Genomic DNA, 19,713 nt, shown 5'->3' with positions numbered 1-19,713 from the left:
CGCAGCTTGATGCACCACGCCGCCACCGGCGCCGACATCGACCCCGACCAGGTGTCCTTCACCCGCACCCTGCGCCTCGTCCGCCGCCAGGTCACTACCCAGGCGGCGTTTTCCCCCCTCACGACTGACAGAGATGATGTTCATGAGCACCTCCCGCCGGGGTCTGACCCAACGACTGACTGACTTCGGGTCCTCAACGGGATCTGTCGGCCTCGGTCGGGAGGTGCTCGTGCACTCATCGGACGTGGCGTTGTGACTTCATACGAGCCTGGCTAGAGGCCCCATCTCTGTCTTGTCCGCGTTGCCCGGCTGGTGCGTGCCGCCTGCCCCCAGTCACGAACGACAGGACGACGATGCCCTCTATTACACCCGAAACAGCCGCGTTCGACGTCGCCGGTGGCGTCGACACCCACCTGGACACCCACACCGCCGCGGTGATCGATCTGGTCGGCCGGGTGCTGGGCACCCAGCAGTTCCCCGCTACGACGGCCGGATACACGGCGGTCTCGCCGCCGCCCTCGAGCGCTGCGGCGGCGCGTGAGCTGGGTGCGATCGGTGCCGCCGGCGACCTGTACGCGGACGGGCCCTGCTGGCCTGGATGCGCGGGTTCGGCCGGCTCGGCCGAGTCGGCGTCGAGGGGACCGGCGCCTACGGGGCCGGACTCGCTCGCTGGCTGCACGGCGAACAGGTCGAGGTGATCGAGGTCGACCGACCCAACCGCAAGACCCGCCGGTTCCAGGGCAAGTCCGACCCGATCGACGCCATCCAAGCGGCCAAGGCCGCCCTGGCCGGCGACCGGACCGGTACCCCCAAACAACGCGACGGCCGCGTCGAAGCTCTCCGTAACCTGCGAGTCGCCCGCCGCAGCGCCGTCGAGCAGCGCGCCGACACCCAACGCCAGATCAAGACCCTGATCGTCACCGCCCCCGACGCGCTGCGTGCCCAGCTGAGCGGCCTGACCGTCAAGCAGCTGATCATCGTCTGCGCGGGCCTGCAGCCCGACCGGGCCGACGCCGCATCGCCGGCCACCGCCGTCGCGATCGCCCTGCGGTCCCTGGCCCGCCGCCACCAGCAGCTGTCCACCGAGATCGCCGACCTGAACGAGGTCCTCGAGCCCCTGGTGGCCACGATCAACCCCGGCCTGCTCGCCGCGAACGGTGTCGGCGCCGACGTCGCCGGCCAACTGCTGGTCACCGCCGGCGAAAACCACGACCGGCTCACCAGCGAAGCCGGGTTCGCCATGCTCTGCGGCGTCGCCCCGATCCCCGCCTCGTCCGGCAAGACCACCCGATACCGGCTCAACCGCAGCGGCGACCGGCAGGCCAACGCAGCCCTCTACCGCGTCGTGCTCTGCCGCCTGCGCTGGGATCCCCGCACCCGCGAATACATGCAACGCCGCACCAAGGACGGCCTGTCCAAGAAAGAGATCATCCGCTGCCTCAAGCGCTACATCGCCCGCGAGCTCTACCAGCTCATTACCTCAAACGACCTTCAACTCGCCTCTTGACATCCATAGGAGCATCGGACACCACGACAGCCGAGGACTGGCTGCCGCGGGTCCGGCGGGCCTTGCGATGCGCCGGCGTCACCCGGTCGTCAGTGCCTCCGTGGGTGGCAGGCGGGACGCCCGGGTGGCCGGGTAGAGACCGGCGATCGCCCCGATGGTGATCGAGGCGGCGACGCCGCCGGCGATCACGGTCAGCGGGAGAACGATCGGCCAGTCCTGGTATGTGGCGTAGACGAAGACCACCGCGAGGCCGAGCGCAGCTCCGGCCAGGCCGCCCAGCGCGGACAGCGCCACGGCCTCGGTGATGAACTGCAGGCGGATCTGCCGCCGCCGAGCACCGAGCGCCCGGCGCAAGCCGATCTCCTGCCGGCGTTCCAGCACCGAGATGATCATTGTGTTGGCAACGCCGACCCCGCCGACGAGCAGCGACACCGCGCCGAGGCCGATCAGCAGGCTGCCGAAGGTGTTCTTGGCGGCCAGCTGCGCGGTGAGCGCGTCGGAGGGGCGGCTCACCTTGACCGCACTTGGGTCCTTCGGGTTGACCGTGCGGGGCAGCACGGACCGTACCGCATCCACGGCTTCGTCGGCCGACCGTATGTAGATGCGCGTCGGGTGTCCATCGAACCCGAGGCGTTCGATGGCGGCGTCCCAGCCGACCAGTGCTGAGGTGTCGAGCTCCGGAGCGAGGTCGACCGGCTGCAGGATGCCGATCACGGTGAACCACTGACCGGCGATGAACACCTGCTGTCCAGGACTGTCAACACCGAGCAGCCGGGCGCTCGTCGACCCGAGGACCACGGCCGGGTACTTCACGGTGGCCGAGTTCAGCCAGGCACCGTCAGCCAACTTCGCGCCGAGGGTCGGCAGAAGGTCTTCCCAGGCCGCCACGACCCCAATGCCCTGGGTTTCGCGCGGGTCGATTTTGTCGGTGCGGCGAGCCGTCGCGCCAGCGATGTTGCCGGTGGCGCTGGCCGACTGGACGGGGCCAATCCGCTTGACCATATCGACCGACTCGTTCGGAAGCTGGGTCTTGCCGTCGAGGAAGCTCTGGCCCGGCGCGACCGTCAGCAGATTGGTGCCCAGGCTGGCGATCTTGCTCAGCAGCCGAGCCTGGCTGGCCGCCCCGATTCCCATGACGGCGACCATCGCGGCGATCCCGATCGCGATGCCGAGCGCGGACAGCACCGCGCGCAGCGGCCGGGCCCGCAGGCCGAGCAGCCCGACCCCGACGACGTCGCCCGCACCGAGCCGGGCCGTGCGGGGAAGCGGCGGGATGGTCATACCGTCCTCCCTGCCGTGCTGCTGTCGGCGCGGATCGCGCCGTCGAGGATCTCGATCTGGCGGTCGAACGACCGGGCGATGCCCTGGTCGTGGGTGATCACCGTGATTGTGGTGCCCTCGGCGTGCAGTTCGTGCAGCAACTCGATGACGGTCTCGCCGGATTGGGAGTCCAGCGCGCCGGTGGGCTCGTCGGCCAGCACGATAGCCGGCCGGGCGACCAGCGCGCGGGCGATCGCCACCCGCTGCCGTTCGCCGCCGGACAACTCGTGCGGGCGGTGGCCCAGCCGATGGCCGAGGCCCACCCGGCCCAGCGCCTCGGCGGCCCGGCGCAGTCGCGTCCGACGCGGGATGCCATGGTAGAACAGACCGTTGGCGACGTTTTGGACGGTCGTCAGATGTGCGGTGAGATAGAACTGCTGGAACACAAAGCCGATCCAGGACGCTCGGACCGCCGAGAGTTGCCGGTCGTCGAGGGTGGCCACGTCGTGGCCGAGGATGCGCACGGTGCCGTGGGTGGGGCGGTCGAGGGTTCCCATCAGCTGTAGCATGGTGGACTTCCCCGATCCCGAGGGCCCGACGATCGCGGTCAGCTCGTCCGGCCAGATTCGCAGCGAGGCGTCGCGGAGGGCTTGGACGCCACCCGGATAGGACTTGGCGACCCGGTCGAGTTCGATGACTGGCGGTGTGGTCGTCATGTCGCCGGAACCGTCACCTTCATGCCCTCGACCACCCCGTTCCCAGTGATCTCGACCCGGCCGTTGCCGAAGGCACCGAGTTCGACGGTGATGATGCTCTTGTTTCCGTCGTCGGCGATCTTCTGCACGCCGAAGCCGCCCTCGGCCAAGGCCATCAGCGCGTTGACGGGCACGGTCAGTACACCCTTGTGCTCTTCGCCTTTGAAATTGACCGTGACCGGCGCCCCGTCCAGAGTCCCGGTGACGGCTGGATCGTCCAGCGCGACCGTCACCGGAATGGTCGGGGTACCGCCCGCGCTGTTCTGACCGCCGCCCTTGCCGTCCGAGGTGGCGATTGTGCCGACTGCTGTGATCTTCCCAGTCGTGGTCTTGCCGTCGGGCAGCCCGACCGTGACCCCACTGTCCTTGACCGCCAGCCCCGACTTGGTGACCGGCAGGTCGACCGTCACCTGCTTTACGGTGCCGGTCGCGGTGAGGATCTCGCCGGACGCCGGCGCACCCGTCTTTGCCTTGACCTCGGCTACCCGGATCGGTCCGGGCAGCACCACGACGTCGCCGAGCGCGACCGTTCCGGTCTGCTCCACGCCGCGGTCCTTCTGCCACTTTCTGATCACGGCCGCGGTGGCGGCGGTGAACCTGTTGTCGACGGTCAGGTTCTTGCCGTAGCCGAGGTGCCACAGGTTCTCTTCCAGGATCTGCACGTCCGGGCCGTCGGTGACGCCAAGGCGCAGCTCGCGCCAGAACGGGGTCTTGCCATACAGCAACAGGACCGGCCGGTTGTCGCCGTCGTACACGCGCTGCCCCCGGGTGATGGTGTCGCCCGGCTGCGGCAGCCACGTCACCATCGCGTTGCGGCCGGCCGTGACGGACGCCGTACCGGCGTAACCGAGATGGCCGTCGACCTGCTGGGTCTCCACGAGGTCGGTCTTTGCCACCGGTACCGTCGACTCGGGTCTGTCCACCGACGCCGAACGATCACCCTGGCGGCCACCGGCAAAGAGCACAGCCGCCACGCCGGCAGCGACCGCCGTCACGACCAGTGCCACCGCGATCTTCCGGCCGATCCGTCGCTCCGTCACTTGCTACCGTCCTGGGTCTCCTTCGCGCACATCTCGAGCGCCTCGCCCATCTGCGGGGTCAACTTCGGCGCCTCGATCGTCTGACTGTTCGGATCGGGGTCGGGCCAATCGACGCCCTTGTCCCGCATGCACTTGGCGAACTTCCGTTGCTGCTCCTGCTGCTTGGGGTCGTTGGGATCGAACCCGGTCGACCCCCGAGCGCCGCCCTCGTACTGCTTGCACTTCTCCAGCGCTTGCTTGGTCGCGGGGCTGTCCATCGGCAGCGTGATTCCGCCACCGGGCTCCGGGTCCTTCACGTCGACCCCGTTGTCCCGCAGGCACTTCGTCCACTTCGCCAGGTCGGGACTCGCCGAGGCGATGGCCGATGCGCCCGCGGCCGCCCCATTGCCGCTGCCGCTGGCCACCCCGTTCTGTGCCTTGTCCGAGTCGCCGCATCCCGCCAGCGCGCAACTCACGGTCAACAGCACGCCGAGCCCGGCCATCTGGAACAGTCTCACCCTACGCATGTTTCACTCCTGTACTTCGTGACCTGGCAGGCAGACGCCGGCCGCAACGAACGTTCTACGCAGGCCGGCATTTCACCGGCGTTTCGCCAGAAACCGCCGACGTCCGTTATGCCGGTGAAACACCGGCCGCGCTACGGTCGAAACGGATAACCGCACGCGCCCCGCGGAGGTGACCATGCGTGTACTCGTCGTAGAGGACGAGGAGACCCTGGCCGGATACATCGCCGAGGGACTACGGGACCAAGCGATGTCGGTCGACGTCGCCCACGACGGGAACACCGCACTCGACAAACTCCTCACCGACAGCTACGACGTCGTCGTGCTCGACCGGGACCTGCCGGGCACGCACGGCGACGAGGTCTGCCGACAGGTCATCGACCAGGGCGGGCGCACCCGGGTGCTGATGCTCACCGCGCTGGCAGAGGTCGGCGACCGCGTCACCGGGCTCCGCCTCGGCGCCGACGACTACCTCGGCAAGCCGTTCGACTTCGACGAACTGGTCGCGAGGCTCGACGCACTCGGCCGCCGGTCCCAGCCGGCCGTGCCGCCCGTGCTCCGCCACGACGACATCGCGCTCGACTCGGCACACCGGCAGGTCTCACGGGACGGACGGCCCATCTGCCTGTCGAACAAGGAGTTCGGTGTGCTGGCCGTACTCATGGCCGCGAACGGCGCGATCGTCAGCGCCGAGGAACTGCTGCGGGCAGTGTGGGACGAGCACGCCGACCCGTTCACCAACGCCGTGCGGGTGACCATGTGCCGCCTGCGGGCGAAGCTCGGCGAACCGGCCGTCATCGACACCCTGCCCGGAGTCGGCTACCGGATGGCCGGCCCGGCATGCTGAGCCGCCTCACGCTGCGATGGCGGCTCACCCTCCTGCAGACCGTGGTGTTCCTGGTCGCGGGCGCCGTGGTCATCACGATGGTATACCTCCAGAACCGCATCGTGATCACGAAGGCGATCGCCGCGAGCACCCTGCCCGACGATACGGCGCGGTTGGCCCAGCCGGTACAGTCCGTTCAGACTCCCACACTGAACCTGGACGCGATCGCCATTCGGCGGAACGAGGCGCTGGGCACGCTGCTGATCCAGTGGATCATGGCGCTAATCGTGATGACCGCCATGGCCGGGCTCTTGGCCTGGTGGGTCACCGGGCGGGTGTTGAACCGGGTCCACCTGATGTCCGCACAGGCGCGGCGGATCTCGACGGCGAACCTGCACGAGCGGATTGCCGTACAGGGGCCGACCGACGAGATCAAAGAGCTCTCCGACACCTTCAACGACCTACTCAACCGGCTCGAAGAAGCGTTCAACGCCCAGGCCCGATTCATCGCCAACGCCTCCCACGAGCTGCGGACCCCACTCACCGTGGCCCGCACAACGCTACAGGTCGGACTGGCCACCACGGACCCGGCGCGGATCAACCGCGTCCGCGAGGAGCTGCTGCGCAACAACGACCGGTGCATCGCACTCATCAACGGCCTGCTCACCCTGGCCCGCGGCGAACAGGGCCAGCGCCGACTGGAGGCCGTCGAGCTCGACGAGATCGTCCACCAGGTGGCGGCAGAGTCGACAGCCACCGCCCCGCCGGACGGTCCTCGGCTGCAGGTCGACGTGCCCGCCCGCTGCACGGTATCCGGCGATCCGCTGCTGCTGGCTCAACTGGTACACAACCTCCTGGACAACGCAGTACGCTACAACCGACCCGGCGGTGAGGTCCTCGTCGAACTCGACACTCTCGACGCGGACGTTCGCCTGACCGTCAGCAACACCGGCCCCGCGATCGGCGCCGACGAAGCGGACCGCCTGTTCGAGCCGTTCTATCGGGGCGCCGAGCGGACCGGGCACACCGACGGAGCCGGACTGGGAATGTCCATCGTGCGCGCCATCGCCGACAATTCCGGCGGCCAGGCCTCCGCCCGGCCACGCGACGGCGGCGGACTGGTCGTCGAGGTGCTGATCCCGACCACTGACGCTCAGTCGCTCACGGCGGTCCCCTGACTCGGACCCGTTGGGTCTTCGCTGCTGAGCCGTAAGTCGGCAAGCTGCCCGCTGTCGGTAGGAGTCGAGGATCGGTCCGAGGAGGGGTTGCGCTTTGGTGCCGTCGCCGCCCTCGCCGATGAACGCGATCGTGGCGTCATTCGCGGCCATCGCGTCCCGGAAGGGGCGCTGTTGCGTTTGCCGATCGGGGGGCGCGTTCGAGCGAGTGCCCGGCTCGGTCTTCAGATGGCGGTGGCGAGTTCGGTGAACGCCGCGGCGACACGGAGTCCGCGTGTGGCGTCGACGCCGAGTTCGTAATGCCCGCGGCGGAGGTTCTGCATGAAGGCGTGTCCGGCGATGATCGCCTGCGCGGTGCGGTCGGTGCGCAGCCCGCGCATCGGTCTGAGTCGGTGTTTGAGCTGACTATGGTCTGCTTCTACCCGGTTGTTGGCATGCCGTACGACGTGGTGCCACGCTGACGGGACCACCTCATCGAGCACCGCCGGGTACACCGGTGCCGCGTCAGTGACCACTTCGGTGGGTCGTACCTTCAACATGGTCATCGCCCGGCGGAAGAACCGGCGTGCTGCCGCGGCGTCGCGGTGGGCTGAGACGAGCACGTCGATGACCTGGCCGTGCTGGTCCACGGCCCGGTACACGTACCGCCAGGCACCGCTGACCTTCACGTATGTCTCGTCGACGTACCACCTGTCACCGGGTGCGTGCCGGCAGAACCGGGCCGCGTCGGCGAGCAGCGGCGTGAAGCGTTGCGCCCAGCGGCGGACGGTGACGTGGTCGGCCTCGACACCCCGCTCGAGGAGGAGTTCTTCGACGTCGCCGTAGGAGAGGTTGTACCGCAGGTACAGCCGGACGGCGACCATGATGACGTCGGGCGGGAACCGGAACCCGGCGAACGCCGACCGTGGTGGCAGGGCCGGACGCCGGCGGGTCGAGAGCTTCACCGTTCAAGCCTGCCCGACCAGGGAACGCCCCAATGCAACGGACCCACTGGGTTGGCCACCCCGCCGGCCCAGGGAACGGCGAGCAGGAACTCGTGGTACCGGTCGCTGTTGAGTGCCAGGATGCCGACCCGGTCGCCGGGCCGCAGTCCCAGTGAGCGCAGCGCGGCGGCGAACCGGGCTACGCGATCGACGGATTCGACGACGGTGCGGGTCCGTTCGCCGAAGATGGTGAAGGCGCGCCGCGGGTCGTGCTGTAGGGCGCGGTGCAGGAATTGGGTCAGATACACAGGACGCCTCTGGATTCGCCATTTGTGAATCGCGGTACGTGTGAGGATTCCGACATCGTCATCCCACCCTTGCTTGTCGTCAAGGTCTCTGGTCTCCTAAGTGAAGATTTGTTCGTAAGACGGAGGTGCTGGCAATGGGACGGGTCCTGGTCGCGGGCGTGGGCATGGTGCCCTTCGCTACGCCCAGTCGCAGCGAGACGTATGACGTGTTGGCGCGCGGGGCGATCCGCGCCGCCCTCGCCGACGCGGGCGTCGGGATCGAGCAGGTGCAGCAGTCGTACGCCGGCTATGTGTACGGCGAATCGACCAGCGGCCAGAAGGCGCTGTACGGCGTCGGCCTGACCGGCGGGCCGGTGGTCAACGTGAACAACAACTGCTCCACCGGCTCCTCGGCGCTGTGGCTGGCCCGCCAGGCGGTGGCCGGCGGCGCCGACTGCGTGCTCGCCTTCGGCTTCGAGCAGATGGAGCGCGGCGCGCTGACCATGAAGTGGGCCGACCGGCCCAGCCCGTTCGCCGGCTTCATGGACGTCGCGGAGCGGCAGCAGGGGAAGAGCGACGCGCCGTTCGCCGCCCAGCTGTTCGGCGGGGCCGGCGCGGCGTATGCGGAGAAGTACGGCACGAAGCCCGAGACCTTCGCCCAGATCTCGGTCAAGGCCCGCCGGCACGCCGCGCACAACCCCTACGCGGTGTTCCGCGACCCGGTGACCGTGGAGCAGGTGCTCGCCTCGCCGCACATCTACGGCCCGCTGACCCGGCTGCAGTGCTGCCCGCCCACCTGCGGTGCGGCCGCGGCGGTGGTGGTCAGCGAGGACTTCGCGCGTCGGCACGGGCTGCGGACGTCCGTGTCGATCGCCGCGCAGGCGATGACCACCGACACGGCGGCGAGCTTCGACGGCGACATGGGCCGGCTCGTGGGCTACGACATGGCCAAGGCGGCGGCCGACCAGGTCTACGCGGCGGCCGGGGTGGACCCGCGCGACATCCGCGTCGCCGAGCTGCACGACTGCTTCACCGCCAACGAGCTGCTGAGCTACGAGGCGCTCGGGCTCACCCCGGAGGGCACGGCGGAGCAGTTCGTCCTCGACGGCGACAACACCTACGGCGGCCGGGTCGTGGTCAACCCGTCTGGCGGCCTGCTGTCCAAGGGGCACCCCCTCGGCGCCACCGGCCTGGCCCAGTGCGCGGAGCTGACCTGGCAGCTGCGCGGCGAGGCCGGCGACCGCCAGGCCGAGGGCGTCAACCTCGCCCTGCAGCACAACATCGGCCTCGGCGGGGCCGCGGTCGTCACCCTTTACGAGAAGCTGGGCTGAGCCGTGCCGATTGATGTGGAAAAGGCCAAGGCGCTGCCGTTCGACCCGCTGATCGTCGACGTGGAGCGGGGCCGCCTGCGCTTCTTCGGCTGCGCGACCGGGCAGACCGACCCGGTGTATCTCGACGTCGATGCGGCCCGCGCCGCCGGCCACCCCGACCTGCCTGTCCCGCCGACGTTCTTCTTCAGCCTGGGGCTGGAGGCGCCCGACCCGTTCGGATACCTCGACCGGCTCGGCGTCGACCTGCGGTTCGTGCTGCACGGCGAGCAGTCCTTCACTTACCACCGCCTGGCCTACGCCGGGGACCGGCTCACCCTGACCGAGCGGATCGTCGACGTCTACGCCAAGCGCGGCGGCGCCCTGGAGTTCCTGGTCCGCGAGACCGACGTCACCCGCGCCGGGGAGCCGGTCGCGCAGGGCCGCTCGGTGCTCGTGGTACGCCATCCGGAGGGGGAACGGTGAACCTCGCCGACATCGCGCCCGGCGCCCCGCTCCCGCGGCTGGAGCTGCCGCCGGTCTCCTGCACCACCCTCGCCCTGTTCGCCGGCGCCAGCGGGGACCACAACCCGATCCACATCGATCTCGATACGGCCCGCGGCGCCGGGCTGGACGACGTGTTCGCCCAGGGCATGCTGTCGATGGCCTACCTCGGGCGGCTGCTGACCGACCTGGTGCCGCAGGAGCGCATCCGGTCCTGGTCCGTGCGGTTCGCCGCGATCACGCCGGTCGGCGCCGCGCCGGCCTGCACCGCGACCGTGGCCGCGGTCGAGGACGACCTGGCCACGCTCGAGCTCGCGGTGGCGCTGGCCGACGGCACCGTCACCCTCGCCGGCACCGCTCTCGTCGACATCTCCTGACCCTGACACGAACCACGAAACGGACGAATATGGGAAAGCTGGACGGCAAGGTCGCCATCGTCACCGGCTCCGGCCGCGGCATCGGGCGGGAGATCGCCCTGAAGCTCGCCGCGGACGGCGCCGCCGTGGTGGTCAACGACCTCGACGAGGCCCCGGCGAAGGGGACCGTCGCCGACATCGAGGCAGCCGGCGGCCGGGCGCTGGCCTGCCCCGGCAGCGTGACCGACGACGACTTCGCGCAGCGTTTCGTGCAGGCCGCCCTCGACGGCTTCGGCGGCGTGGACATCATCGTCAACAACGCCGGCTACACCTGGGACTCGGTGATCCAGAAGATGACCGACGAGCAGTGGGATGCGATCCTCGACGTGCACCTCAAGGCGCCGTTTCGGATCCTGCGCGCCGCGCAGCCGATCATCGCGGCCGCGGTCAAACGGACCCGGGAGTCCGGCGCGACGGTACCGTGCCGCAAGGTCGTCAACATCTCCTCCGTCGCCGGCCTGGGCGGCAACGCGGGCCAGACCAACTACGCCGCGGCCAAGGCCGGCGTCACCGGCCTGACCAAGGCGCTGGCCAAGGAGTGGGGCCGCTACAACGTCACGGTCAACACCGTCGCGTTCGGCCTGATCCGTACCCGGCTCACCGACGCCCCGGCGGACGGCTCCAGCACCATCGACGTGCAGGGCCACCAGATCCGGGTCGGGCTCAACCCGCAGCTGATGGAGAGCATGGAGTCGGTGATCCCGCTCGGCCGCGCCGGCACCCCTGCCGAGGCGGCCGGCGCCGTGTACATGTTCTGCATCCCCGAGTCCGACTACGTCAGCGCGCAGACCGTGGTCTGCGGCGGCGGCTACACGATGTGAGCGCCGATGGACCGCGACGTCTTCACCCCCGACCACGACACCTACCGCGACAGCGTTCGCTCGTTCCTACAGAAGGAGGTCGTGCCGCACTACGACGACTGGGAGCGGGCCGGGATCGTGGACCGCGAGGTGTTCGTCCGGGCCGCCGAGCTTGGCGTCTTCGCCGCTGTGCCGGAGCGGTTCGGCGGCGCCGGGGTGCGCGACTTCCGTTATAACGCCGTCTGGGCGGAGGAGGCCGCGCGCGCCGGCGTGGCGCCGGCAGCGCTCGGGCCGGCGCTGCAGGCCGACGTCTGCCTGCCCTACCTGCTGGACCTGACCACCGAGGAGCAGAAAGCCCGCTGGCTGCCCAGCGTCGCCTCCGGACAGACCGTCACCGCTGTCGCGATGACCGAGCCGGGCGCCGGGTCGGACCTGTCCGGCATCCGCACTCGGGCGGTGCGCGAGGGCGACCACTACGTCGTCGATGGCGCCAAGACCTTCATCACCAACGGCATCAACGCCGACCTGGTCATCACCGCGGTACGCACCGGGGAGCATCCGCATCGAGGCCTGAGCCTGCTCGTGATCGAGCGGGGCATGCCGGGGTTCGAGCGGGGCCGGCGGCTGGCGAAGCTGGGCCTGCACGCCCAGGACTCGGCGGAGCTGTCCTTCACCGACGTGCGGGTGCCGGTCGCCAACCGGCTCGGCGACGAGGGCGCCGGGTTCCTCGGGCTCGTCGGCAACCTGCCCCAGGAGCGACTCTCCCTCGCCGTCCAGGCGATCGCCCACGCCACCGCCGCTCTACGCTGGACGATGGAACACGTCCGGCAGCGCAAGGCCTTCGGGGCGCCGATCGGCGCGCTGCAGGCGACCCGGTTCCGGCTGGCCGAGCTGGTCACCGAGGTCGATGTCGTCCAGGCCTACGTGGACCGCTGCCTGCTGGCGCTCAACGCCGGGCGGCTGAGCGCGGTCGACGCGGCCAAGGCGAAGCTCGCCAGCACGGAGCTGCAGGGCCGGGTCGTCGACGCCTGCCTGCAGTTGCACGGCGGCTACGGTTACATGCTGGAGTACCCCATCGCCCGGGCCTTCGTCGATGCCCGAGTCTCGCGCATCTATGGTGGCACCAGCGAGATCATGAAGGAGATCATCGGCCGCTCGCTCAAGCTGGACTGAGCCCTTCGGTTCGAACGGTCTCCCGCGGAAGTTCAAGCGGTCTTGCGGAAAGGCAGGGAAATGACCATCGTCGATCGACCGGCGCGCGGCACGCGGCCGGCCAACCGGCGGCAGCTGATCCTGGCCGCCGCGACCCGGCTCTTCGGGGCGCACGGCTACGAGCACGTCAGCATCGGCGACGTGGCCGAGGCGGTCGCGGTCGGGCCGTCCGCCCTCTACCGGCACTTCGCGGGCAAGGACGAGCTGCTCGCCGAGGTCATCAAGGACATCGTCGACGGGTTCACCGCTCAGATCGAGGCCCCGACGGACCTCGCCCAGACGCTGGCCGCCACGGCCTCCTTCATCCTCGACCAGCGCCCCATCGGCGTGCTGTGGGAGCGCGAGGCGCGGCATCTGCCCGCCGAGGCGCAGGCCGCCATCCGCGAGCGAATCCGGCACGCGCGCCGCCGGCTCATCCGCTTCGTGCACGCGGCCCGCCCGGAGCTGCCCGCCCAGCACGCGGACCCGATCGCCGCCGCGGTGGTCGCGGTGCTGCTCAGCCCGTCATTCCACACCATCGACCTGCCCCGCCCCGGCTACGACGCGCTACTGACCCAGCTGGCGCACCGCGCGCTGGAGGCCTCGCTGCCCGAGCCGCCCGAGCCCGAGGCCGCCCCGCCCGCCCGTGGACTGCGGCGCTCGGCCAAGCGGGAGCGGCTCCTCGGCGCGGCGGTCCGGCTGTTCGCCGAGCGCACCTATACCCGGGTCAGCATGGAGGATGTGGCGGTGTCGGTAGGCATCAGCGCGTCCAGCGTGTACAACTACTTCCCCAACAAGGCCACCATGCTGGTCACCGCCCTCGACCGGGCGAACGGCTACCTCCAGGTCACGCTCGACGACACCCTCGCGGGCGCGCGGGACCCGGTCGGCGCCCTCCACGGCCTCGTGTCGTACTACGGCCGGTTCGCCCTCGCGCACCCGTACCTGCTGGACCTGATCATCACCGAGACCCGCAACATCCCGCGCGAGCAGGCGGCGCCGTTGATCCGGGCCCAGCAGGAGTACATCGACGAGTGGGTCCACCTGCTGCGGCAGGTGGGCCCCGACCTCGACGCCCTGCGCGCCCGGGTCACCGTGCAGGCCGCCCTCACCGTCGTCAACGACCTGGCCCGCACCCCGAGCATCCGCTTCCGCCCGGGCGCCGCCGCCGAATTGGCCGCGCTCTGCCGGCACGTCCTCGCCATCTGACCGGCTCCCCATCGGCCCTGCTCCAGCGGCCGTCAGGGCTGCCCGGCGGCAGTGTCGTGCCTGTCGGCGGAATCTCGACTCCATCAGGAGGCGCGATGGCTCCCGCCTTCGCAGTGATCCGCGGCGCCCTGCCTGACGGTATCGCCCTTACCCTCAGGCCCGCTCGACGCATTCACCGCCCCCGGCATCGACCAGGCGCGGTCCCGGTCGGTCGCTGGTCGTCGACCTGCCCCGGCTGGAGTTCATCGCCGCCGCCAGCGTGCGGGCCCTGTTCGCGCGCCGCCTCGGCGTGCGTGCCGGCAGTCTGCGGGTCGACCGGATTCTGTACGAGGCCGCCGTCGCCGCCGACCCTGTTCGGCTCATCCAGCTGTTCGGCATCGACGTCGGCATCGCCACGCGGTACGTGCACGCAGCCCACCCGCACCGCGGCGCCGTCCCGCGATAGCCGGGTCATCGGGCTGATCGGTTATCCGCGCGGGCTGGCGGGAGCCGGACATGTCGACCCGCTGCTGGTCCAGTGCTGTCGTTTGCCATCGAGGTTTGTACCTCGCGCCAGCGACCTTCGTCCCCGTGAGGGTTCCTGCCACTCAAGGGGCTGCCCGGTGAATGGGGACGTAAGCGCGGACGACCGGGCACGAGGGGCTGGCAGATGGCGATGGCCCTCGTCGTAGGTTGGTTATCGTGAAGGTCTGACCGACGAAGCCATCGGCGCGTTGCGCGCCGCGACCGCGCGGTCGCCGCCGACCCGGCAACGTCCAGGCCCGCCGCCAGCATGCCTTCTGCCTCAGCAAGCGCACGCGCCACGCAAGGCGCTCGCCGCCGCGGACCGTGCCCTCGCGCTGAGCCGAACCGCGAAGACCTTCGCCTGGCGCGCCTCGGTGCTGCAGGCCGCCGGCCGCCGGGCAGAGGCGTACCTCGCAGCCAAGGAGGCGGTGCGCCTCGCCTCCAACGAGACCGGCATGGTCCTGTCTTGACATGCCCGTACATGAACGTTGCGGCCCAGGTCCAGGGCGGCGAACAGGTGCCGTACGCCGTGCGGGCGGGTGTAGGTGGCCCGCCGGCGTGGTCTCGGGTCACGGTCGGGGTCCTTGTGCCGGCCGCCCCGCTCGGCCCACTGCCGGCCGGGATGCGGTTGCAGGTTCAGCCGCCCGAATTCGTCCATGCTGAACACCACGCCCGGCTCGCCGGGCTCGGGGATGACCTCGCCGTCGGCGATGCAGTACAGGTGCTCCACCCGGGCCTTCTTCACGGCGTAGTCGGGATCCCGGGAGTGTTTCCAGGTCTTTACCCGTTGAAAGGACACCCCCTCGGCGCGCAGGATCTCCCGCAGCCCCTCGATGCTGATGTCGTCAACCACCCCCTCAGCGACCAAGAAATCGGCCAGCTTGGCCAGACTCCAGGTCGAAAACGGCAGGCCATGCTCGACCGGCCTGGACTTGGCGATCTTCTTCATCTCCCGCCGCTGCGGCAGGGTGAACGTCGGCGGCCTGCCGCCACGGTAGCGGGGGTAGAGCGAGTCGAACCCGTCGGCGTTGAAGTTGTGGATCACATCCCGGACCCGATCGGGGCTGGTGAAGGTCACCTCGCCGATCCTGGCCGGCTCCATGCCCTGGGCCGAGAGCAGGATCATCTGCGCCCGCCGCCAGGTCACCACCGACCCCGAACTGCGCCGCACGATCCGCAGCAGCCGTTGACCCTCATCGTCATCAAGCTCTCGAACCCGCACCCGTTCCGCCACAGCCCACAACAGCCTGAAGCGACAACCCCGGCCACAGTGGGACCCGGGCCGGAGTGTCGCTCACAACGAGGCAAACGTGACCGGGCGCGGCACTAGCGCCCGGCGAACCGGGGCTCGCGTTTCGCGAGGAAGGCGGCCACGCCCTCTTCGAAGTCCGGTGTTACGGCAAGCAGGGACTGGCCTACGGCCTCGCGCTTCAGGGCTGCCTCGAGCTCGTCGAGGCTTGCCGCGTTGATCGCCTGCTTAGTGAGGGCGAACGCTATGGTGGGCCCTTGGGCAAGACGGGCGGCCAGCGCCGTGCCCTCCTCCTGGAGCCGGTCGTCGTCGACCACGCCGGCAACGAGGCCCCAGGCCACTGCGGTGTCAGCGAACACCTTCTCGGCGAGGAGTGCCATCCGTATCGCGCGCGCTCGACCGGCGGACGCGGCGACCAGCGCCGTGGCGCCGCCGTCAGGCATCAGCCCGATCCGGGTGAATGCCAGCATGAGGTACGACGAGCGCGCCATCAGCACAATGTCACAGGCCATGGCGAGCGAGCAGCCCACGCCGACGGCAGGCCCATGGACCATGGCCACCACCGGCACAGGAGCGTCGCGCAACGCGCGCACGGCAGCGTTGGCGGCGATCAGCGACCCCTTCGCGTCGGCGCTACCCAGATCAATTCCGGAACAGAAGCCTCGCCCGGCGCCGCTGAGCGTGATCGCGCGGACCGCCCCATCGGCGCCAACCGTGCTGACGACGGCGGCGATCTCCTCGAGCAGTTCAGTGGTGACCGCGTTGAGTTTCTCCGGGCGCATGAGCTCAAGCCGGAGCACGCCGTCGGTCACCTCGGGGACGGCGAGTCCATTGGGTGACACTGGCATGTTCAGCTCACCGCTTCCGCGCCGCTGCGAACCATGTCTCGCAGGGGCTTCTTGAGGATCTTGCCGGAGGCGTTCCGGGGCATCTCGGCGACCACGACGACCTTCGTCGGCTTCTTGTACGACGCTAGGCGCGAGGCACAGAAGCTGATGACGTCGTCCTCGGTGGGAGCATCCGCAGAGTCGGCCGGCACGATCACCGCGACCGGGGTCTCGCCCCACTTCGGGTGCGGGGTGCCGACGAGCGCAACCTCACGGACCTTTGGATGCTGCGAGATGACGGCCTCGACCTCGGCACTATAAATGTTCTCGCCTCCGGAGATGATCATATCCTTGAGCCGATCGACTACGTAGAAGAAGCCATCCCCGTCGACACGGACCAGGTCGCCGGAGTGGAACCAGCCGCCTCGGAACGCTTCCGCGGTCGCCCGCGGGTCTTCCCAGTACCCGAGCATCGTCTGCGGCCCGCGATACACGATCTCGCCGACCTCGCCTTGCGGCACGTCGTTCATCTCCGGGTCCACAACCCTCACGTCGACCAGCGGGACCGGCTTGCCGATCGACCCGATCTTGCGGATGGCGTCCTCGCCGGGGAGCACGGTCGTGACCGGCGACATCTCGGTCTGGCCGAAGGTGCAGACGTTCGTTACGCCCGGGAAAGCCGCCTCCATCGCCCGCAGCACCGGCGGCGTCGCCGGTGCTGCGCCCCACGCGATGCAGCGCAGCCGGATGACGCGCTGGTGGATCGTCGGGCTCTTGCATACCGCCTGCCATTGTGTCGGCACGAGAAACGCATTCGTTGTGCCCTCGGACTCGACGAGGTCGAGGAACGCCTCGGGGTCGAACGCGCCGGTAGGGGTGATCACCGTGGTATAGCCGAGGATGAGGTTGGGGACGATCACTCCGACCGCCGCGATGTGGAACATCGGGGAGGTGACCAGGGCGATCTCGTCGTCCTGGAACAGGCGGAACGCCTGGATGAGCGTCACGGTCTGCCCGAGGAGATTCTCGTAGGTGAGCATTGCGCCCTTGGGTCGACCGGTGGTGCCGGACGTGTACATGATTAGCGCAACGGTCGCGAGGTCGCTCGGACCGGTTGCCAGGTGCGGCTCGGACGTTCCCAGCGCGTCCTCGTAGCGCTCGGCAGCGTCGCCGGCGGCGCTGACGTCTTCGCCGACGACGAGGCAGGGCAGCAGCCCCTCCTTGCCAGCGCGCACGGCGCGGGCCAACGGCGCGAGCTGCTCCTCGACGAGGATGGCACACGAGCCGGAGTTCTCCGCGAGGAACGACACCTCCGCGGCAACGAGGCGGAAGTTCACGGGCACCGCAATGGCGCCGAGCCGGTTGATTGCCACGAGCGACTCGATGAACTCCGGTCGGTTCGTCAGCAGCATGAGGACGCGGTCACCCTTGCCGACACCTCGTATCTCGAGGGCGCGGGAGAGGCGACGGGTGCGGTCGTCGAGTTCGCGCCATGTCGTCGTCCGCCCGCGGAAACGGAGCGCCGGCCGGTCCGGCTGTGCATTGGCGTGCTTGGCCACCTGGTGAACCCACGTAAGACGCGTGTTCGGGTGCCGGATGTCTGCTGTGTCCATGGTCTCTCTCTCGTGGCGGACTGGTGCTCAAGCACGGGCATGAAGCGGCTGGTCGTCGACCTCGCCGGACAGGTACTTCGGGTTCGAGACAAGAAGCCGGTCGCGAGTGATCGCCCACAGCGCCGTGACGAGCCGGTCGTCTGTAGCGTCGACTTCGCGGTCGCGGATCCGTCGGGCCAGCTCCGACTCGTCCTCCACGGCGAGCTCATTCAGGCGTTCGCGGTAGCGGGCTTCGCCGTCCGGGCCGAGTGTCAGCTCGCGTTCGAGGACGCCGAGCAGGTTCGCCGCGACTCTCGCGTGGAATGACAGTGTTCCAGTGGTCGACGTCGTGCTCGAGGAACTCCCGCACTGCTGTGACGATCTCGGAGGCGTCCGGGAAGGTGTGCAGCATCAGCGCGTCGTCCAGGTCGGGGGCTGCCGCGGAGCATCTGGAGGATGTCGTACTCCTGCTCGGCCACCCGGCGCCCGATCGCCGCGAGTTCGACCGACCGCGAGGCTCCGGCGAAGTGACGCTGGGCCTGGACTAGGCAGCCCACACCCCAGGAGAGCGTCCCGGCGACCTGCCACCAGTAGACCGCCTCGGCATCAGGGCGCGAGCCGCTGACTTCCGCGTAGGCGTCGAAGAGGTCGTTGTACTCCCCGACGCCGGCGACCGGCTTCGTACCACCGAACCGCCAGGCGCGGATGCGCAGGTATCCCAGGTCCTCCATCGGGTCACCGAGGTGGACCAGTTCCCAGTCCAACACGGCGGCGAGGCCGTTCGCGTCGACGATCACGTTGCCGAGGCGGAAGTCGCCGTGGACGAGGACGGTGTCGAAGTTCGCGGGAGGTCGGTGATCCTCGAGCCAGCGGAAGCCCATCTCGAGCACCGGGCGACCGATGCCGACCGAGGCGTACCTGCGCCGGAGGTCTTGAAGGACGTCGGCGACCGGGATGTCCGGCACCTCGGCCGGAGGCACCTGATGGATTCTTGCGGCGGCGCGGCCGAGGTCGCGTGCGAGTACGGACCGCGCGTGGCGGTACCTCTCATCGCGGAGGATTCGGCGTGCAATCGTGTCGCCAGGGACGAATGTCATTATGAGGTAGGGCGCGCCGAGGTCGCCGGGGTCCGCGGACCAGTCGAGCAGGTCGGGGCCGGGGACGCCGTGCCGTCGTGCCGCTTGGAGCGCCGACGCCTCGCGGGCCATCTCCTCGGGGCGAGGCTCCGACGGAGGGTCGCGCCGGAGCACCAAGTCCATCGGTCGACGCTCGGCGTCGAGCGTGCGGAACGCCCAGGTCTGCCTGCTAGCGCCCCCGGAGACGCGGCGGAGCTTCTCCACAGTCCGGCTCTCGCCGTGGAGATGTGTCAGACGCTTGTCGAGCAGCCCCTCGAGTTCTTCAGCTTCGGAGACGGGTTGGGCGTCCGACCTCTTCACCACGCGTTCCTGCTTCCTCGAGCGGCGTTGTCACCGTCAGACACGCCATTTACGTGCATCTTGAGCTGAGCGCGACGCAACGTGTTCTCCCGCCTTTCGGCGGGGCGCAGTCGGGGAGTCAAGGCGCGCGCGTGACCCACTCGGGCACCTCCAAATCAGCCACGCGCGTGCTGCGTCCGCACAAGGCGACCTCGCGGAACTGCCAGAGGATGGCACCGGTCGGGGGATGGACGACCAGGTTCTGCCTTAGTGGCATCTGGAGATGGCGGCTCCCATCCGACAGCTGCTTCCATCTAGGTAGTTCTGGGTAACCATTCAGCAGGTTCTTGCTGGCGGGTCTTGATCTTGGTGGGTGTTCTGGACCATCCTGGGTGGCGTGTCCGACTCGCTGCCGGTTGCCGA

21 protein-coding genes and 1 pseudogene are annotated in these 19,713 nt (G+C 69.6%); 10 read left to right on the top strand and 12 right to left on the bottom strand.

All coding sequences use genetic code 11. From position 1 onward, the window contains the following. The first annotated feature begins 353 nt into the window (after positions 1–353). A pseudogene (locus tag ACGFI8_RS46815) lies at positions 354–1,507 on the top strand (IS110 family transposase). A 78-nt stretch (positions 1,508–1,585) separates the two neighbouring features. On the opposite strand, the gene ACGFI8_RS46810 reads toward ACGFI8_RS46815, so the two are convergent. The 4 genes from ACGFI8_RS46810 to ACGFI8_RS46795 are packed head-to-tail and all read right to left on the bottom strand — an operon-like array spanning position 1,586 to position 5,068. After that, on the bottom strand, positions 1,586–2,788 hold the full coding sequence (locus ACGFI8_RS46810; RefSeq protein ID WP_392815311.1) for an ABC transporter permease: 1,203 nt from the start codon (positions 2,786–2,788) through the stop codon (positions 1,586–1,588). Beyond that, entirely contained in the window at positions 2,785–3,483 is a 699-nt protein-coding gene (locus ACGFI8_RS46805; protein ID WP_392815309.1) for an ABC transporter ATP-binding protein, read from the bottom strand. Before ACGFI8_RS46805 ends, ACGFI8_RS46810 begins: the two co-directional genes overlap by 4 nt. After that, positions 3,480–4,529, bottom strand: a complete 1,050-nt coding sequence (locus ACGFI8_RS46800) for a peptidoglycan-binding protein (RefSeq protein ID WP_392815306.1) — start codon at positions 4,527–4,529, stop codon at positions 3,480–3,482. The genes ACGFI8_RS46805 and ACGFI8_RS46800 overlap by 4 nt, the downstream gene beginning before the upstream one ends. A 29-nt stretch (positions 4,530–4,558) precedes the next feature. Next, positions 4,559–5,068: a hypothetical protein gene (locus ACGFI8_RS46795; protein ID WP_392815304.1), complete on the bottom strand. Its 510-nt coding sequence runs from the start codon at positions 5,066–5,068 to the stop codon at positions 4,559–4,561. A gap of 175 nt (positions 5,069–5,243) precedes the next feature. On the opposite strand from ACGFI8_RS46795, the gene ACGFI8_RS46790 reads away from it, so the two are divergent. Continuing rightward, positions 5,244–5,912, top strand: a complete 669-nt coding sequence (locus ACGFI8_RS46790; protein ID WP_392815301.1) for a response regulator transcription factor — start codon at positions 5,244–5,246, stop codon at positions 5,910–5,912. After that, the gene (locus tag ACGFI8_RS46785; protein ID WP_392815298.1) at positions 5,906–7,069 is read left to right on the top strand and encodes a sensor histidine kinase; all 1,164 of its coding nucleotides are present in this window, start codon (positions 5,906–5,908) and stop codon (positions 7,067–7,069) included. Before ACGFI8_RS46790 ends, ACGFI8_RS46785 begins: the two co-directional genes overlap by 7 nt. Before the next feature lie 221 nt (positions 7,070–7,290). On the opposite strand, the gene ACGFI8_RS46780 is transcribed toward ACGFI8_RS46785, so the two are convergent. Together ACGFI8_RS46780 and ACGFI8_RS46775 are read right to left on the bottom strand one after the other, a co-directional pair. Beyond that, on the bottom strand, positions 7,291–7,980 hold the full coding sequence (locus ACGFI8_RS46780; RefSeq protein ID WP_392815317.1) for an IS6 family transposase: 690 nt from the start codon (positions 7,978–7,980) through the stop codon (positions 7,291–7,293). A gap of 26 nt (positions 7,981–8,006) precedes the next feature. Next, positions 8,007–8,297, bottom strand: coding sequence for an AMP-binding protein (locus ACGFI8_RS46775; RefSeq protein WP_392815296.1), 291 nt, complete (start codon positions 8,295–8,297; stop codon positions 8,007–8,009). A 134-nt stretch (positions 8,298–8,431) separates the two neighbouring features. Here ACGFI8_RS46775 and ACGFI8_RS46770 point away from each other — a divergent pair, with 134 nt between their 5' ends. The 7 genes from ACGFI8_RS46770 to ACGFI8_RS46740 all read left to right on the top strand — a co-directional run bounded on the left by ACGFI8_RS46770 (position 8,432) and on the right by ACGFI8_RS46740 (position 14,148). Next, entirely contained in the window at positions 8,432–9,607 is a 1,176-nt protein-coding gene (locus ACGFI8_RS46770; protein ID WP_392815293.1) for a lipid-transfer protein, read from the top strand. A 3-nt stretch (positions 9,608–9,610) separates the two neighbouring features. Next, a complete protein-coding gene (locus ACGFI8_RS46765; protein WP_392815291.1) occupies positions 9,611–10,069 on the top strand; it encodes a MaoC family dehydratase N-terminal domain-containing protein in 459 nt (152 codons plus the stop codon). Continuing rightward, positions 10,066–10,464 (top strand): MaoC/PaaZ C-terminal domain-containing protein, encoded by a 399-nt coding sequence (locus ACGFI8_RS46760; protein WP_392815289.1) that lies wholly within the window; start codon positions 10,066–10,068, stop codon positions 10,462–10,464. Before ACGFI8_RS46765 ends, ACGFI8_RS46760 begins: the two co-directional genes overlap by 4 nt. Before the next feature lie 29 nt (positions 10,465–10,493). After that, positions 10,494–11,324 (top strand): SDR family NAD(P)-dependent oxidoreductase, encoded by an 831-nt coding sequence (locus ACGFI8_RS46755; RefSeq protein ID WP_392815286.1) that lies wholly within the window; start codon positions 10,494–10,496, stop codon positions 11,322–11,324. Positions 11,325–11,330: 6 nt separating this feature from the next. Beyond that, positions 11,331–12,476, top strand: a complete 1,146-nt coding sequence (locus ACGFI8_RS46750) for an acyl-CoA dehydrogenase family protein (RefSeq protein WP_392815283.1) — start codon at positions 11,331–11,333, stop codon at positions 12,474–12,476. A gap of 60 nt (positions 12,477–12,536) precedes the next feature. After that, on the top strand, positions 12,537–13,703 hold the full coding sequence (locus ACGFI8_RS46745; protein ID WP_392815280.1) for a TetR/AcrR family transcriptional regulator: 1,167 nt from the start codon (positions 12,537–12,539) through the stop codon (positions 13,701–13,703). Positions 13,704–13,962: 259 nt separating this feature from the next. Beyond that, positions 13,963–14,148, top strand: a complete 186-nt coding sequence (locus ACGFI8_RS46740; RefSeq protein WP_392815277.1) for a hypothetical protein — start codon at positions 13,963–13,965, stop codon at positions 14,146–14,148. A 339-nt stretch (positions 14,149–14,487) separates the two neighbouring features. On the opposite strand, the gene ACGFI8_RS46735 is transcribed toward ACGFI8_RS46740, so the two are convergent. The 6 genes from ACGFI8_RS46735 to ACGFI8_RS46710 form a co-directional block, all read right to left on the bottom strand. After that, positions 14,488–15,378 carry a helix-turn-helix domain-containing protein gene (locus tag ACGFI8_RS46735; RefSeq protein ID WP_392815275.1) on the bottom strand — a complete coding sequence of 297 codons (891 nt, stop codon included), beginning with the start codon at positions 15,376–15,378 and terminating at the stop codon, positions 14,488–14,490. 155 nt (positions 15,379–15,533) lie between these two features. Next, positions 15,534–16,268, bottom strand: coding sequence for an enoyl-CoA hydratase-related protein (locus tag ACGFI8_RS46730; RefSeq protein ID WP_392815273.1), 735 nt, complete (start codon positions 16,266–16,268; stop codon positions 15,534–15,536). Between the two features lie 38 nt (positions 16,269–16,306). Beyond that, the gene (locus ACGFI8_RS46725) at positions 16,307–17,896 is read right to left on the bottom strand and encodes a long-chain-fatty-acid--CoA ligase (RefSeq protein WP_392815270.1); all 1,590 of its coding nucleotides are present in this window, start codon (positions 17,894–17,896) and stop codon (positions 16,307–16,309) included. A gap of 27 nt (positions 17,897–17,923) precedes the next feature. Further along, positions 17,924–18,175, bottom strand: a complete 252-nt coding sequence (locus ACGFI8_RS46720; protein ID WP_392815314.1) for a DUF6285 domain-containing protein — start codon at positions 18,173–18,175, stop codon at positions 17,924–17,926. Continuing rightward, positions 18,148–19,314: a phosphotransferase family protein gene (locus tag ACGFI8_RS46715; RefSeq protein ID WP_392815267.1), complete on the bottom strand. Its 1,167-nt coding sequence runs from the start codon at positions 19,312–19,314 to the stop codon at positions 18,148–18,150. The genes ACGFI8_RS46720 and ACGFI8_RS46715 overlap by 28 nt, the downstream gene beginning before the upstream one ends. Before the next feature lie 115 nt (positions 19,315–19,429). Further along, the coding region (locus tag ACGFI8_RS46710; protein WP_392815265.1) for a hypothetical protein at positions 19,430–19,713 on the bottom strand (284 nt) is incomplete at its 5' end.

Source organism: Dactylosporangium sp. NPDC048998 (assembly GCF_043197855.1).
Lineage (GTDB): Bacteria > Actinomycetota > Actinomycetes > Mycobacteriales > Micromonosporaceae > Dactylosporangium.
Note: the sequence above shows the minus strand (reverse complement) of the source record. Positions and strands in the feature narration are given on the sequence as shown.

What these genes read in the sequence shown, in the direction of transcription:
- ACGFI8_RS46790 (WP_392815301.1), top strand. Translation starts at nt 5,244, where the DNA reads ATGCGTGTACTCGTCGTAGAGGACGAGGAGACCCTGGCCGGATACATC.
- ACGFI8_RS46725 (WP_392815270.1), bottom strand. Translation starts at nt 17,896, where the DNA reads ATGGACACAGCAGACATCCGGCACCCGAACACGCGTCTTACGTGGGTT.
- ACGFI8_RS46755 (WP_392815286.1), top strand. Translation starts at nt 10,494, where the DNA reads ATGGGAAAGCTGGACGGCAAGGTCGCCATCGTCACCGGCTCCGGCCGC.
- ACGFI8_RS46795 (WP_392815304.1), bottom strand. Translation starts at nt 5,068, where the DNA reads ATGCGTAGGGTGAGACTGTTCCAGATGGCCGGGCTCGGCGTGCTGTTG.
- ACGFI8_RS46810 (WP_392815311.1), bottom strand. Translation starts at nt 2,788, where the DNA reads ATGACCATCCCGCCGCTTCCCCGCACGGCCCGGCTCGGTGCGGGCGAC.
- ACGFI8_RS46805 (WP_392815309.1), bottom strand. Translation starts at nt 3,483, where the DNA reads ATGACGACCACACCGCCAGTCATCGAACTCGACCGGGTCGCCAAGTCC.
- ACGFI8_RS46785 (WP_392815298.1), top strand. Translation starts at nt 5,906, where the DNA reads ATGCTGAGCCGCCTCACGCTGCGATGGCGGCTCACCCTCCTGCAGACC.
- ACGFI8_RS46770 (WP_392815293.1), top strand. Translation starts at nt 8,432, where the DNA reads ATGGGACGGGTCCTGGTCGCGGGCGTGGGCATGGTGCCCTTCGCTACG.
- ACGFI8_RS46745 (WP_392815280.1), top strand. Translation starts at nt 12,537, where the DNA reads ATGACCATCGTCGATCGACCGGCGCGCGGCACGCGGCCGGCCAACCGG.
- ACGFI8_RS46750 (WP_392815283.1), top strand. Translation starts at nt 11,331, where the DNA reads ATGGACCGCGACGTCTTCACCCCCGACCACGACACCTACCGCGACAGC.